The sequence below is a fragment of the Leisingera sp. ANG1 genome (assembly GCF_000203975.2).
GTDB lineage: Bacteria > Pseudomonadota > Alphaproteobacteria > Rhodobacterales > Rhodobacteraceae > Leisingera.
The window spans coordinates 120,757-133,269 of the sequence record NZ_AFCF02000006.1 but is presented as its reverse complement, the minus strand read 5'-3'; the positions used below and the strand labels follow the sequence as shown (position 1 = coordinate 133,269).

Here is a 12,513-nt window from a genome sequence, read left to right as displayed (position 1 = left end):
TCTGTCTTCAGCCTGAGCTTACTTGAACTTGTCCATCAGTTTCTCCAGCGGCGAGCGTGTATCCGGCGCCACCTCCTCCTTGGCGGGCAGTTTCGCCTCCGCCTTGGGCTTGGTGGTGGAGCTGCGCGGCGGTGCAACGCGCAGCGCAACCGCGTTCATGAACTTGCCGCCATCGCCGCGCGCCAGTTCAGCCGCGCCGTCGGAAATACCGCGCATCAGATCGTCCAGCCAGCCCTCGTCCGCCTTGGGGAAGTCGCGCAGCACATACCCCGCCACCGCATCCTTGTGGCCCGGATGGCCGATCCCCAGCCGCACCCGCGGGTAGTCCGCGCCGATGTGCGAATGGATCGAGCGCAGCCCGTTGTGGCCGGCATGGCCGCCACCCTGCTTCATGCGTGCCTTGCCCGGCGCCAGGTCCAGCTCGTCATGCAGCACCACCACATCAGCCGGAGTCAGCTTGTAGAACCGCATCGCTTCCCCCACCGACTGGCCGGACAGGTTCATGAAGGTCTGCGGCTTCAAAAGCAGCACCTTCTCGCCGCCCAGATTGCCCTCGCAGATCAGCGCCTGGAATTTTGACTTCCAGGGGGAAAACCCGTGATCACCGGCAATCCGGTCCAGCGCCATGAAGCCGATGTTATGGCGGTTGCGCTCATATTTCGGGCCGGGATTGCCAAGGCCGACAAAGAGTTTCATGGGGTCTGCCCGATCTGCGTTTCAAGGAAACCGAGTGATGCCCTATTTGGGCTGCGGAATCCAGAGCCGCGCGGCGTCAGGCAAAGCTGCGGTCCGCTGCAAAAGGCGCCAGATCGACATTCGGCTGGCGGCCTTCCGCCAGATCGGTGATCAACCGCCCTGTAATGCCGCCCAGGGTCAGCCCGATATGCTGGTGGCCAAAGGCGTAAAGCACCCGGTCCGATTGCGGGCTGCGGCCAATGACCGGCAGCGAATCCGGCATCGTCGGGCGGTAGCCCAGCCACTCGCTGCTGGGTGCGGGCAGCTGCCCCAGCATCTCCGCGCCCTTGCGGGCAATATAGGCCAGACGGCGCATGTTCATGGGCGCATCCAGCGCCGCGATCTCCACCGCTCCGGTCAGCCGAAGGCCTTTTGCATGGGGAACAGCGTAAAACCCGGCCTCGCCCCAGCCCACGGGCCGCGTCACCCTATGCGCCTCACCTTCATACATCACGTGGTAGCCGCGCTCGGTGCCCAGGGGCAGACGCTCCGCCCCTGCCCCCGCGATCCGCTTGGAAAACGCGCCGCTGGCTATCACTGCATGGCCCGCGGTGAGACTCTGGCCGCCGGCCTGCACTTCCACACCCGTATCCGAAGCCCTGACCGCCTCTGCCTCCGCGCGCAGGGTGGTGCCGCCCAATTCGGTATAGGCCCGGTGCATCCGGGTGATGAATTCCAGCGGATCACGCAGGCTGCGGGCCGCGTGGAAGTGCACCGCACGCCTGACCGGCAGCTGCAGCCCCGGCTCCATCTCCAGCGCTTCTTCGGGGTCCACCTCCCGCCACAGAACCCCCAAGGCGCGGCGGCGCTCCAGACCAGCCGTTGCGGCCTTGGCGGCTTTCTCCGTCGACCACACAGACAGCTGGCCGCGCTCCACCACCAGATCCTGCGCACCTGCGGCCTCGATCAGCGGATTGATCCCGGCATCCGCGTGCGACAGCAAATCAGCCAGATGACCCGCGATCCGCTGCGACGGGGCCGGGCGGCAATTGGCAAGGAAGGACAGCATCCAGCCCGGATTGCGCAGCGCATGGGCGTAGGACAGCGACAGCGGGCTGTCCTTGGAAAACATCAGGCCGGGCAGCGAGGTCAGCACCGAGGGGTCATTGACCGGCAGGCAGGCATAGGTCGCCAGCGTGCAGGCATTGCCGTAACTGGTGCCCGATCCCGGATCCTCCGGGTCGATCAGCAGCACCTTGTGGCCGCGCATCTGTGCCCACAGCGCGCAGCTCACCCCCACGGCCCCAGCGCCTGCAATGGCAATATCGTAATCCGCCATGCCCGTTCCTCCCAATCCTCAGGCGGAAATGGGACAGCGGTGCGGGCAAAAGTCAATCACCGGCAAACGGCCTGCCGCACAAAAGAAAACGGGCCCCCGGATGGGAGCCCGTGAAACCGTTGCCCGATGGGCGCCGGTTTTATTCTTCTGCAGCTGCTTCCACTGCTTCGCCTTCTTCGCCTTCACCTTCTTCGTCATCGGAAGAGGACAGGCCGCCGGGCGACGCGATGTTGGCAATCACGAAGTCACGGTCGATGGTCGGCTTGGCGCCGGACGGCAGCTCGATCGACGAGATGGTGACAACGTCACCGATGTTCAGGCCAGCCATGTCGACAACCAGCTTCTCGGGGATATCGCCGGCGGTCACAACCAGCTCAACCTCGGGGCGGGTCACGTTCAGCATGCCGCCCTTCTTGATGCCGGGGGCCTGGTCTTCGTTGATGAACTCAACCGGGATGAACAGGTTGATCTTCGAGGTGCGGCGCAGGCGCATCAGGTCGAGGTGGGTCGGCAGGTCCTTCACCACATCGCGCTGAACGTCGCGGCAGATCACGCGCACGTCGTCGTGGCCTTCCACTTTCAGGTTCCACAGGGTGGACTTGAACTGGCCGGCTTTCAGCTTTTTCAGCAGTTCGTTGAACGGGATCTGGATCGCAACCGGATCCACGTCGCCGCCATAAACCACACCCGGAACCATGCCTGCGCGGCGCGCAGCGCGAGCGGCGCCCTTGCCCGTCCCCGCACGTTCCTGGGCTACGAGATCAGGAATCTCTTTTGCCATCTTAATTCTCCATATGTCTAACCGGGGTGCCTCCAAGGCTGTCACCCCGCGTGAAGCCGTGCCTATAGACCGGAATGTGCAGCATGGGAAGGGGCAAAGGCCCCTGCCCGGCCGCCTCAGTGCACTATTCCTGCCAGCGGCCGCCGAAATCCTCCGGGATCAGCAGATTGTGGCGCCCCAGCCCCTCGACAGAGCGTTCGCCGCAGAGCGCCATGGTGGTGTCCAGCTCCTTGCGAATCACCTCCAGCGCCGCGGTGACGCCCTTCTGCCCCATCGCACCCAGGCCATAGACAAAGGCGCGCCCGATCATGGTGCCCTTGGCCCCCAGCGCCAGCGCTTTCAGCACGTCCTGGCCGGAGCGGATGCCGCTGTCCAGATGCACCTCAACATCGCTGCCCACCGCATCCATGATTTCCGGCAGCATCCGGATCGAACTCAGCGCCCCGTCCAGCTGCCGTCCGCCGTGGTTCGACACCACGATGGCATCAGCGCCCAGTTTGGCGGCCATCCTGGCGTCCTCGGCGTCCAGGATCCCCTTCAGGATCACCTTGCCGCCCCACATCTCCATCAGCTTTTCGACCTTGCCCCAGTCCAGCGCCGGGTCGAACTGCTCCGCCGTCCAGGCGCCCAGCTGCGAGGTGTCGGAGACCCCCTGCACATGGCCCACGATATTGCCGAAATTGCGCCGCTTGGCGCCCAGCATCTGCAGGCCCCAGGTCCATTTGGTCATCAGGTTGGCAATGGTGGCGGGAGTCAGCTTGGGCGGCGCGGACAACCCGTTCTTCAGATCCTTGTGGCGCTGGCCCAGGATCTGCAGATCCAGTGTGATCACCAGGGCGGAGCACTTGGCATCCTTGGCGCGCTGAATCAGGTGGCGGATATAGTCCTCGTCCTTCATCGTATAAAGCTGGAACCAGAAGGGTTTGGAGGTTGCTTCCGCCACCTCCTCGATCGAGTTGATCGACATGGTCGACAGGGTGAACGGCACGCCGAATTCCTCCGCCGCGCGGGCTGCCTTGATCTCGCCGTCGGCGTGCTGCATCCCCGTCAGCCCCACCGGTGCCAGCGCCACCGGCATCGCCACGTCCTGGCCGATCATTTGGGCCGCGGTCGTGCGCCCGGTCATGTCCACCGCCACACGCTGGCGCAGGCGGATCTGTTCGAAGTCCGACGTGTTCTCGCGGAAGGTCTGTTCCGTCCAGCTGCCGCTTTCGGCGTAGTCATAGAACATCCGCGGCACACGGCGTTCATAGATGCGCTTCAGGTCGTTGATATTGGTGATCACCGGCACTGGATTCTCTCCCGATCTCATTTGGTAAAATTTCTTTACCAATTCAAGCCAGCAAAAGCAACGCCCGGTTTGCCGCACCCCTGAAACGCAAAAAACCGCGCCCCAAGGCGCGGTTTTCCAAACCTGTTGGTGTCCGTGTGTCAGCCCTTGTGGGCGCCATCCGCCAGTGACTTCACAAATGCCAGCACCTCTGCCGGGGATTTGCCCGCGCCGATCTGGCTGACGATGGCACTGCCCACAACCGCACCGTCCGAAATAGACGCGATGTTCTGCGCCTTCTCCGGCGTGTTGATGCCAAAACCCACGATGACCGGCAGATCGGTGGCCGCCTTGATGCGGGCAACCTCAGGGCCAACATCGCCGGCCTCAGCCTCAGCGGCGCCGGTGATGCCGGTGATCGAGACGTAATAGACAAAGCCGGAGGTGTTCTGCAGCACCTTGGGCAGGCGCGCGTCGTCGGTGGTTGGGGTCGCCAGGCGAATGAAGTTCAGCCCCGCCTTCTGCGCCGGGATGCACAGCTCGTCATCCTCTTCCGGTGGCAGGTCGACCACGATCAGCCCGTCGATGCCCGCGGCCTTGGCGTCTTCCAGGAAGGTGTCCACGCCGCGGCTGTAGATCGGGTTGTAATAGCCCATCAGCACGATCGGAGTGGTGTCGTCGCCCTTGCGGAAATCGGCAGCCAGCTGCAGCGTCTTTTCCAGGGTCATGCCGCCGTCCAGCGCGCGCTGACCGGCCAGCTGGATGGTCGGGCCGTCAGCCATCGGATCGGTGAACGGCAGGCCCAGCTCGATGATGTCCACGCCTGCGTCCGGCAACCCCTTCACCACCTCCAAAGAGGTCTCGTAGTCGGGGTCGCCCGCCATCACATAGGTGACAAAGGCTTTCTTGCCGGCGGCATTCAGTTCGGCGAATTTGGCATCAATACGGGTCATGGGCGGGCCTTTTGAAAACTGTCCGCCCCGGTGTGCCGAATGTTGCGCGGGAAATCAATCCCGCGCAGTTTTGCAGCCCGGCTCAGCCGCCGAGCGGAATGTGCCAGCGCAGCGTCAGCGAGTTCACGCCCGGGTTCTCATCCGCGGTGGAGGCGTTGGACTTGTGGCTGATCGCCAGCGACACCGCCTTGCCGTTCTGGAACCGCTTGCCCACCGCCAGCAGGCTGCGGATCTCGAAAGCGGAGCCGAGATCGTTCTCCGGAGAGCTTTCGTGATAGGCGCCAGGCATCACGCTGGTTTCGATGAACCAGTCGTTGTTCAGATCAATCACGCCGCTGATGCCGACACCTGCAAAAATGTCGCCCGCATCCTGCACCTCCAGCGCGGCACCGAACCGCGCCGACAGACGGCCGCGCTCATGGAACGGCGCATGCAGGTAATCCAGCGTAAATACCGCCCCGTCGTCCGCAGTCTCGCGGTGGTAATCGGAATACCCCAGCCCCAGCGCGACTTCCTGCGCCGCAGCGGGCAGTGCCATGGCCGCTGAAACCGCGGCCGCCAGCAACGTTGTCTTTTTCATTTCCAGCCCCTCGGAAAAATTACGGCTTTTGGCCAAGCCTTTTTCAACCTTGTTCTAAAACTCTCTAAATCTTTGCCAAGGGCGTTATGAAAAATCAGTGTGCATACTGTCTGTGAAGCGGAACACAGATCGCAACTGTGGCAGTTCTGCCAGCCAGACTTGGCTTGCACGGGACCCCAATGCTGCCTAGAAGCAGCTCCCAAGTGGTATCAGGAGGCCGGAATGGGCTTTAAAATGGGAATCGTCGGCCTGCCCAACGTGGGTAAATCGACACTGTTCAACGCGCTGACCAAGACCGCCTCTGCACAGGCGGCCAACTTTCCGTTTTGCACCATCGAACCCAATGTGGGTGAGGTCGGCGTGCCGGACGCGCGGCTGGACAAGCTGGCGGCGATTGCCGGCTCCAAGCAGATCATCCCGACCCGGATGACCTTTGTCGACATCGCGGGCCTTGTCAAAGGCGCCTCCAAGGGTGAAGGCCTGGGCAACCAGTTCCTGGCCAACATCCGCGAAACCGACGCCATCGCCCATGTGCTGCGCTGCTTTGAAGACGGCGACGTGACCCATGTGGACGGCCGCGTCGACCCGGTGACCGATGCCGAGGTGATCGAGACCGAGCTGATGCTGGCGGATCTCGAAAGCATCGAAAAACGCCGCGCCAACCTGGTGCGCAAGCTGAAGGGCAACGACAAGGAGGCCCAGCAGCAGGACCGCCTGCTGGCCGCCGCGCAGGCGATGCTGGAAGACGGCAAGCCTGCCCGCCTGGTCGAGGTCGACGCCGAGGACGCCAAGGCCTGGAAGATGCTGCAGCTGCTGACCACCAAGCCGGTCCTGTACGTGTGCAACGTCGGCGAGTCGGAATCGGTCGAAGGCAACGAACATTCCGCCAAGGTCGCCGAAATGGCCGCGGCGCAGGGCAACAGCCATGTGATCATCTCCGCCCAGATCGAGGAAGAGATCAGCCAGCTGGAAGCAGAAGAAGCCCAAATGTTCCTGGAGGAAATGGGTCTGGAAGAAGCCGGCCTCGACCGTCTGATCCGCGCGGGCTACGAACTTCTGCACCTGGAAACCTACTTTACCGTCGGCCCCAAGGAAGCACGCGCCTGGACTATCCGCACCGGCACCGCAGCGCCGCAGGCGGCAGGCGTCATCCACGGCGATTTCGAGAAGGGCTTCATCCGGGCCGAAACCATCGCCTATGACGATTTCATCGCCTGCAATGGTGAACAGGGCGCCAAGGAAGCCGGTAAGATGCGGGCCGAAGGCAAAAGCTATGTCGTCAAGGACGGCGACGTGCTGCACTTCCTGTTCAACACCTGATCCGGCGTTCAGGTAAGCTATTCAGCCGCCCGTCAGCCCCCCCTGACGGGCGGCTTGCGTTTGACAGACCTGCTCTGGCACGGGAAATACCGGGACGGGCGGTGGATTTGCCCTATCATTACACTGAACCATATCCGGGACGGGGCACCCCATGGACAAAGACGACAGCATCAACGTATTGGGCGGCCCGCTTGCGCTCTGCTCCAATGGACCGGTAACCGGGTTCTTCCGCGACGGCCATTGCAACACCTGCGCCGAAGATCAGGGCAGCCACACTGTCTGCGTGGTCACCACGGCAGAGTTTCTGGCGTTTTCCAAATATGTCGGCAACGACCTGTCGACGCCGCGGCCCGAGTTCAGCTTTACGGGCCTGCAGCCCGGCGACCGCTGGTGCCTCTGCGCCGCGCGCTTCCTGCAGGCCGCCGATGAGGGCTGCGCGCCCAAGGTCATCCTGGAGGCCACTCATGTGCGCGCGCTCGACATTGTGCCGCTGAGCGTGCTGCAAAGCTACGCCGCCGATCCGGCCTGAACAGCGCGCCAAAGGGCGGCAAGAAAAAGGCGCCCCGCGGGGCGCCTAATATTCTACCGTGCTGTCCGGCCTCACTCCTCGAAGGTGCGCCCTTCTTCGGTGTCGGACATGTCAAAGCCCAGGTGCTTGGCGACGGTGAACACGTCCTTGTCGCCGCGGCCGCACATGTTCATCACGATGATGTGGTCCTTCGGCAGGTCCGGCGCGATCTTCATCACATGGGCCAGCGCGTGGCTGGGCTCCAGCGCCGGAATGATGCCCTCGGTACGGCAGCTGACCTGGAACGCCTCCAGCGCTTCCTTGTCGGTGATCGAGACATACTGGGCGCGGCCCGTGTCGTGCAGCCAGGAATGCTCCGGCCCGATGCCCGGGTAGTCGAGGCCCGCGGAGATCGAGAAGCCCTCCTGGATCTGGCCATCCTCATCCTGCAGCAGGTAGGTGCGGTTGCCATGCAGCACGCCGGGGCGCCCGCCAGTGAGGGACGCGCAGTGCTGCATCCGGTCATCAACGCCTTTGCCGCCTGCCTCGACGCCAATGATATTGACGGAAGCATCATCAAGGAACGGGTAGAACAGACCAATGGCGTTGGAGCCGCCGCCGATCGCGGCAATCACGGTGTCCGGCAGGCGGCCTTCGCCTTCCTGCTCAGCCAGCTGCCAGCGGACTTCCTTGCCGATAACCGACTGGAAGTCGCGCACCATCGCCGGATAGGGGTGCGGGCCGGCTGCGGTGCCGATGCAATAGAATGTGTCGCGCACGTTGGTTACCCAGTCGCGCAGCGCGTCGTTCATTGCATCCTTCAGGGTGCCGCGGCCCGACGTCACCGGGATCACCTCAGCACCCAGCAGGCGCATGCGGAACACGTTGGGCGCCTGCCGCTTCACGTCGTGCGCGCCCATGTAGACGATGCACTTGAGCCCGAACTTGGCGCAGACGGTGGCAGTCGCCACTCCGTGCTGCCCGGCGCCGGTTTCAGCGATGATGCGGGTCTTGCCCATGCGGCGTGCCAGCAGGATCTGGCCCAGCACGTTGTTCACCTTATGCGCGCCGGTGTGATTGAGCTCGTCGCGCTTCATGTAGATCTTGGCACCGCCCAGTTCCGCGGTCAGGCGTTCGGCGAAGTACAGCGGGCTTGGACGGCCAACGTAGTGTTTCCACAGGTCTTCCATCTCGGCCCAGAAGGAGGGGTCGTCCTTGGCTTTGTTGTATTCTTCCTCAAGGCTCAGGATCAGCGGCATCAGGGTTTCGGAGACGAAACGCCCGCCAAAGATGCCAAAACGGCCCTGTTCATCCGGACCGTTCATGAAGCTGTTGAAAAGATCGTCGGCCATGGTTCTTCCCTCACTTTCGCAGCGCCCGCCATGACTATAGCGCGCCAGCGCCTTGGTAAAGGGAGATTGCGCAAGCGGCTGCATCCGGCCAAGGCGCCTGCCCTGCCGGTGTGCTGCTGGTTTCTGCTGTGATCTGCCTGTCAAAAGGCCGGAAGTTTAAGTTTGGCGGCGCCGCCAAGGGGCGGAGGCGGGACGGGAGTTTCCTCCCGCACGCGAAACGTCGTCTGTGCGTGCCCCTGCCAAAGGGCCCTGTTCCAAAGTGCCGGGGGTGTCAGGCCCGGCGGTGACCGCGATCAGGAAAGATCGTGGCATATGGGACTTAAGATCGCGTGTGACCAGCGTACGCCGGGGGCGCAACACCCTGGGCGCTGCGGTTGCGCTGTGAGTATTTATGAAAAGATGAAGGCGCAGGCCCAGTGTTTTCATCTTTCTCCAAATACTCAAATCCCTCTCATTGCGGCATATCCTGAAACCCGCGGCGGGGAGGCCGTCAGCCGCGGGCGGCGTGGGCCGCCTTTGTAAATGCCTCGATCAGACCTGCATCCTTTTCGCCCGGCGCGCTTTCGACACCCGAGGAGACATCAACTTGCCGGGCTCCGGTCATGCGGATGGCCTCCGCCACGTTTTCAGGTGTCAGCCCGCCGGCCAGCATCCAAGGTTTCTGCCAGTATTTCCGCCCCGCTAGCAGCCGCCAGTCAAAGGCGAGGCCGTTGCCGCCGGGCAGCTCGGCCTCCTTGGGCGGCTTGGCGTCGATCAACAGCTGGTCGGCCACTTGTTCATAAAGCGCGATCTGGGGAATGTCGGCGGCATCCGCAATGCCCACCGCCTTCATAACCGGCAGCCCGTAGCGGGCGCGCACCTCTGCCACCCGTTCCGGGGTTTCACGCCCATGGAGCTGCAGCATGTCGAGCGGCACCGCACCGGTGATGGCATCCAGTTCATCATCAGAGGCATTCACCGTCAGTGCAACCTTGCACAGACCAATAGGCGCCTCGATCGCCAGCGCGGCGGCCTGGGCGATGGAAACATTGCGCGGCGATTTCGGGAAGAACACGAAACCCGCATAGGCCGCACCGGCAGCGGCAACGGCAGCCACATCCTGCGGGACGCTGAGCCCGCAGATCTTGACCCGGATATTGCTCATGGCTGGCTCAGTTTGCGTCTTCGAGAAGCGCCAGGACCTCGTCCTTGCCTTGGTTCTTCTGCTTCTTGAGCCGGGTCACTTCGCGGTTCAGCTTGCGCGCCTCGCGGGCCTTCTGCGCGGCCTCGCTGCGGTGCTTGTGCTCGCGGATCCATTCCCACAGGAAGCCGATCACCAGCCCGGCGCCGACCCCGCCCAGCACCACCACGAACAGCGGCAGCGAAATGCTGTAGTTAAAGCCGAACAGCTCCGCCAGCGCAGCGGGCATCAGTTTCAGCTCAACCACCGTGCTGTTGGCCAGACAGACGGACACCAGCACGATGGCCAGGGCCCCAAGAACCGCGTAGCGAATGTAACGCATCAGGCTTTCCCGTTCAGGCGGTCCCTCAAGAGTTTACCCGTCTTGAAGAACGGCACATGTTTCTCTTCGACTTCGACCGTCTCGCCGGTGCGCGGGTTGCGGCCGGTGCGCGCGTCCCGCTTCTTGACCGAAAAGGCCCCGAAGCCGCGCAGCTCGACCCGGTCGCCGCGGGCCATGGCATCGGTCACTTCCTCGAACACCGTGTTCACGATCCTCTCCACATCCCGCTGATACAGGTGCGGGTTTTCGTCTGCAATCTTCTGAATCAACTCAGAGCGGATCATGTTCTTTTTCCTCCCAGGTGCCGGTATGTTTTGGCTATTATTCTGAGAGTATAGGAAAAATTCGCGCGCGGGGGAACAAAATGCCGCAGGTTTGACGGCCAAATCAGCGGCACTTTACCCCCTTTTCAGGCCGCCGGGCCCCAATCGCGGGCGGCAAACCGCCGCCGCAGCGCGGCATCGGCGTCAACTGCGCAGGCCGGGGTCCGATTGATTCGGGGGGGCTGCCGGCAGCTCTCTTCATTGCCCGGATTCCGTCACCTTGCCGGTCAGGCAGCGCGGGATGCGGCATCAGCCCGCCCCGCGTGCCGCATATGAAACTATATTTCCGCAAAGTAAAATTTTTCATTGTAAAGCGCCCCGCATCGCCCATCCTTTTCCTAACCAGGCGCGTCAGCAAACTGACCGGATCTGGTGCCAAACGAACCGGCGCGCCCGCCTCATGGCGGCACCGGGCGCCGGACTGCCGAAGCTGGTGGCGAACAACCGGCAGGCAGCCAAACCAACTTGGAGAGAACTGGAAATGCCATTGGACATGAGCACGATACATGTGCAGCAAGTTACCCTGAACTCCCTGGTGCAGAACATTCTGTACGCATCGGGCATCGTCGGGGCCATCCTGGTCGTTGTCGGCCTGCTGCTGATCGACGCGGGCACCGCGCGGCGCAGGAACCTGTTCAACTCGACCATTGAAAAGACGCTGGGGTTCTTCCTCGGCTTTGCCACCTATTACGTCATCGGTTTCGGCCTGTGGGCCGGGCAGTATTACATCATGGAAGGCGCGACCATGATGGATTCGATCAAGGACTGGTGGCTGGGCGGCGCCATGACCAATGCGCTGGCGCATCACACCGACCCGGCAACGTTTCCGGGGCTGAACACGTTCCAGATCTTCATCTTTTTCCTGGCGGTGTTTGCCGGCATCATCAACATCCTGCTGCATTTCGCGGTGTCGGAGCGGATGAAGGCCTCGGCCTATTTCATCACCTGCATCGTCGCTGCGGTGGTCTCCTCGGCGCTCAGCTGGGCAACCTGGGGCTCTGTCGGGCCGCTGACCAATGCGGGTTTCCATGACTTCTTCGGCGTCGGTTTTGTCTACCTGTTCCCGGCAGGCATGGCGCTGGTGTTCACCCCCAAGCTGGGCGCCCGCCCCGGCATGATGGCGCCGCATCCGCGGATCTCGGCCTATCTGGCTCCCAGCATCGGCCTGTGTGCGCCGGGCTTGCTGCTGATTTTTGCGGGCCTGCCGATGGTGATCCTGTCGTGCCTGTTCTTCTTTGATCCCGAAGCGCTGGCCGTCAGCGTCACCATGGCCGACACCAGCGTCGGCATCGCCATCAACAACTATGCCATGGTCTGGGCCGGCGGCGCCATCACCGGGCTGCTGATCGCCTATGCCACCGGCAAATATGCCTATACGCTGCTGGGCCCGCTGGCGGGCTATGTCGCCGGCGCATCCGGCTTTGATGTCTATCTGCCCTGGCAGGCCTTCATCGTGGGCCTGGTGGCGCCTTTCGCGGCCTATGCGGTCTATGAGTTCACGCTGAAGCGCGGCATTGACGAGCACAAGCTGTTCCCGCTGTTCCTGGGCTGCGGCACCCTCGGCATGGTTCTGCTGGGCCTGTTCAAGGCGGGCACCCCGCGCGGCGGCTACTTCGGCATCGAGGAAGGCGCCTATGCGTTCCAGCACGGCGAGATTTCGCTGGTGATGCAGCTGGCGGGTACTGCCGTCTGCATCGGAACCGGGGTGGTCACGGCGTTGATCCTGTCCTTCCTCCTGGAGCGCACCGTGGGCTTGAAGGTGTCCGAGGACGACCAGATCGACGGTCTGGACGGCAAGAACTGGGACCTGGAGCCGGATGTTGTCACCCACGCGGACAGCACCCAGCACGCCTGATCCATCACGAACCGCATCAGGCCCCGGCAATAGCCGGGGCCTTTTTTGTGCCGTT

The 12,513-nt window shown here is 63.1% G+C and carries 13 protein-coding genes; 3 read left to right on the top strand and 10 right to left on the bottom strand.

Annotated features, from left to right (window positions below; genetic code table 11):
- Window positions 1-18: 18 nt before the first annotated feature.
- From pth to GC1_RS10055, 6 genes are all read right to left on the bottom strand, one after another.
- The gene (gene pth / locus GC1_RS10080) at window positions 19-696 is read right to left on the bottom strand and encodes an aminoacyl-tRNA hydrolase (RefSeq protein WP_019297387.1); all 678 of its coding nucleotides are present in this window, start codon (window positions 694-696) and stop codon (window positions 19-21) included.
- 76 nt (window positions 697-772) lie between these two features.
- Entirely contained in the window at window positions 773-2,014 is a 1,242-nt protein-coding gene (locus GC1_RS10075; RefSeq protein WP_019297388.1) for an NAD(P)/FAD-dependent oxidoreductase, read from the bottom strand.
- Window positions 2,015-2,153: 139 nt separating this feature from the next.
- Window positions 2,154-2,795, bottom strand: coding sequence for a 50S ribosomal protein L25/general stress protein Ctc (locus tag GC1_RS10070; RefSeq protein WP_019297389.1), 642 nt, complete (start codon window positions 2,793-2,795; stop codon window positions 2,154-2,156).
- 124 nt (window positions 2,796-2,919) lie between these two features.
- Window positions 2,920-4,086: an alpha-hydroxy acid oxidase gene (locus GC1_RS10065; protein ID WP_019297390.1), complete on the bottom strand. Its 1,167-nt coding sequence runs from the start codon at window positions 4,084-4,086 to the stop codon at window positions 2,920-2,922.
- A gap of 140 nt (window positions 4,087-4,226) precedes the next feature.
- Entirely contained in the window at window positions 4,227-5,018 is a 792-nt protein-coding gene (gene trpA / locus GC1_RS10060; RefSeq protein WP_019297391.1) for a tryptophan synthase subunit alpha, read from the bottom strand.
- 82 nt (window positions 5,019-5,100) lie between these two features.
- Window positions 5,101-5,598 (bottom strand): acyloxyacyl hydrolase, encoded by a 498-nt coding sequence (locus GC1_RS10055; RefSeq protein ID WP_029204933.1) that lies wholly within the window; start codon window positions 5,596-5,598, stop codon window positions 5,101-5,103.
- A gap of 222 nt (window positions 5,599-5,820) precedes the next feature.
- Here GC1_RS10055 and ychF point away from each other — a divergent pair, with 222 nt between their 5' ends.
- Together ychF and GC1_RS10045 are read left to right on the top strand one after the other, a co-directional pair.
- Entirely contained in the window at window positions 5,821-6,918 is a 1,098-nt protein-coding gene (gene ychF, locus GC1_RS10050; protein ID WP_019297393.1) for a redox-regulated ATPase YchF, read from the top strand.
- 151 nt (window positions 6,919-7,069) lie between these two features.
- On the top strand, window positions 7,070-7,447 hold the full coding sequence (locus GC1_RS10045; RefSeq protein ID WP_019297394.1) for a DUF2237 family protein: 378 nt from the start codon (window positions 7,070-7,072) through the stop codon (window positions 7,445-7,447).
- Window positions 7,448-7,518: 71 nt separating this feature from the next.
- Here GC1_RS10045 and trpB read toward each other — a convergent pair whose 3' ends face one another.
- From trpB to ihfB, 4 genes are all read right to left on the bottom strand, one after another.
- Window positions 7,519-8,778, bottom strand: a complete 1,260-nt coding sequence (gene trpB / locus GC1_RS10040; protein WP_019297395.1) for a tryptophan synthase subunit beta — start codon at window positions 8,776-8,778, stop codon at window positions 7,519-7,521.
- A gap of 490 nt (window positions 8,779-9,268) precedes the next feature.
- Window positions 9,269-9,922: a phosphoribosylanthranilate isomerase gene (locus tag GC1_RS10035; protein ID WP_019298086.1), complete on the bottom strand. Its 654-nt coding sequence runs from the start codon at window positions 9,920-9,922 to the stop codon at window positions 9,269-9,271.
- A gap of 7 nt (window positions 9,923-9,929) precedes the next feature.
- Window positions 9,930-10,280, bottom strand: a complete 351-nt coding sequence (locus GC1_RS10030) for a lipopolysaccharide assembly protein LapA domain-containing protein (RefSeq protein ID WP_019298085.1) — start codon at window positions 10,278-10,280, stop codon at window positions 9,930-9,932.
- Window positions 10,280-10,591 carry an integration host factor subunit beta gene (gene ihfB / locus GC1_RS10025; protein WP_272946442.1) on the bottom strand — a complete coding sequence of 104 codons (312 nt, stop codon included), beginning with the start codon at window positions 10,589-10,591 and terminating at the stop codon, window positions 10,280-10,282. The genes GC1_RS10030 and ihfB overlap by 1 nt, the downstream gene beginning before the upstream one ends.
- Window positions 10,592-11,096: 505 nt before the next feature.
- On the opposite strand from ihfB, the gene GC1_RS10020 reads away from it, so the two are divergent.
- Entirely contained in the window at window positions 11,097-12,458 is a 1,362-nt protein-coding gene (locus GC1_RS10020; protein ID WP_237754582.1) for an ammonium transporter, read from the top strand.
- Window positions 12,459-12,513: the final 55 nt, after the last annotated feature.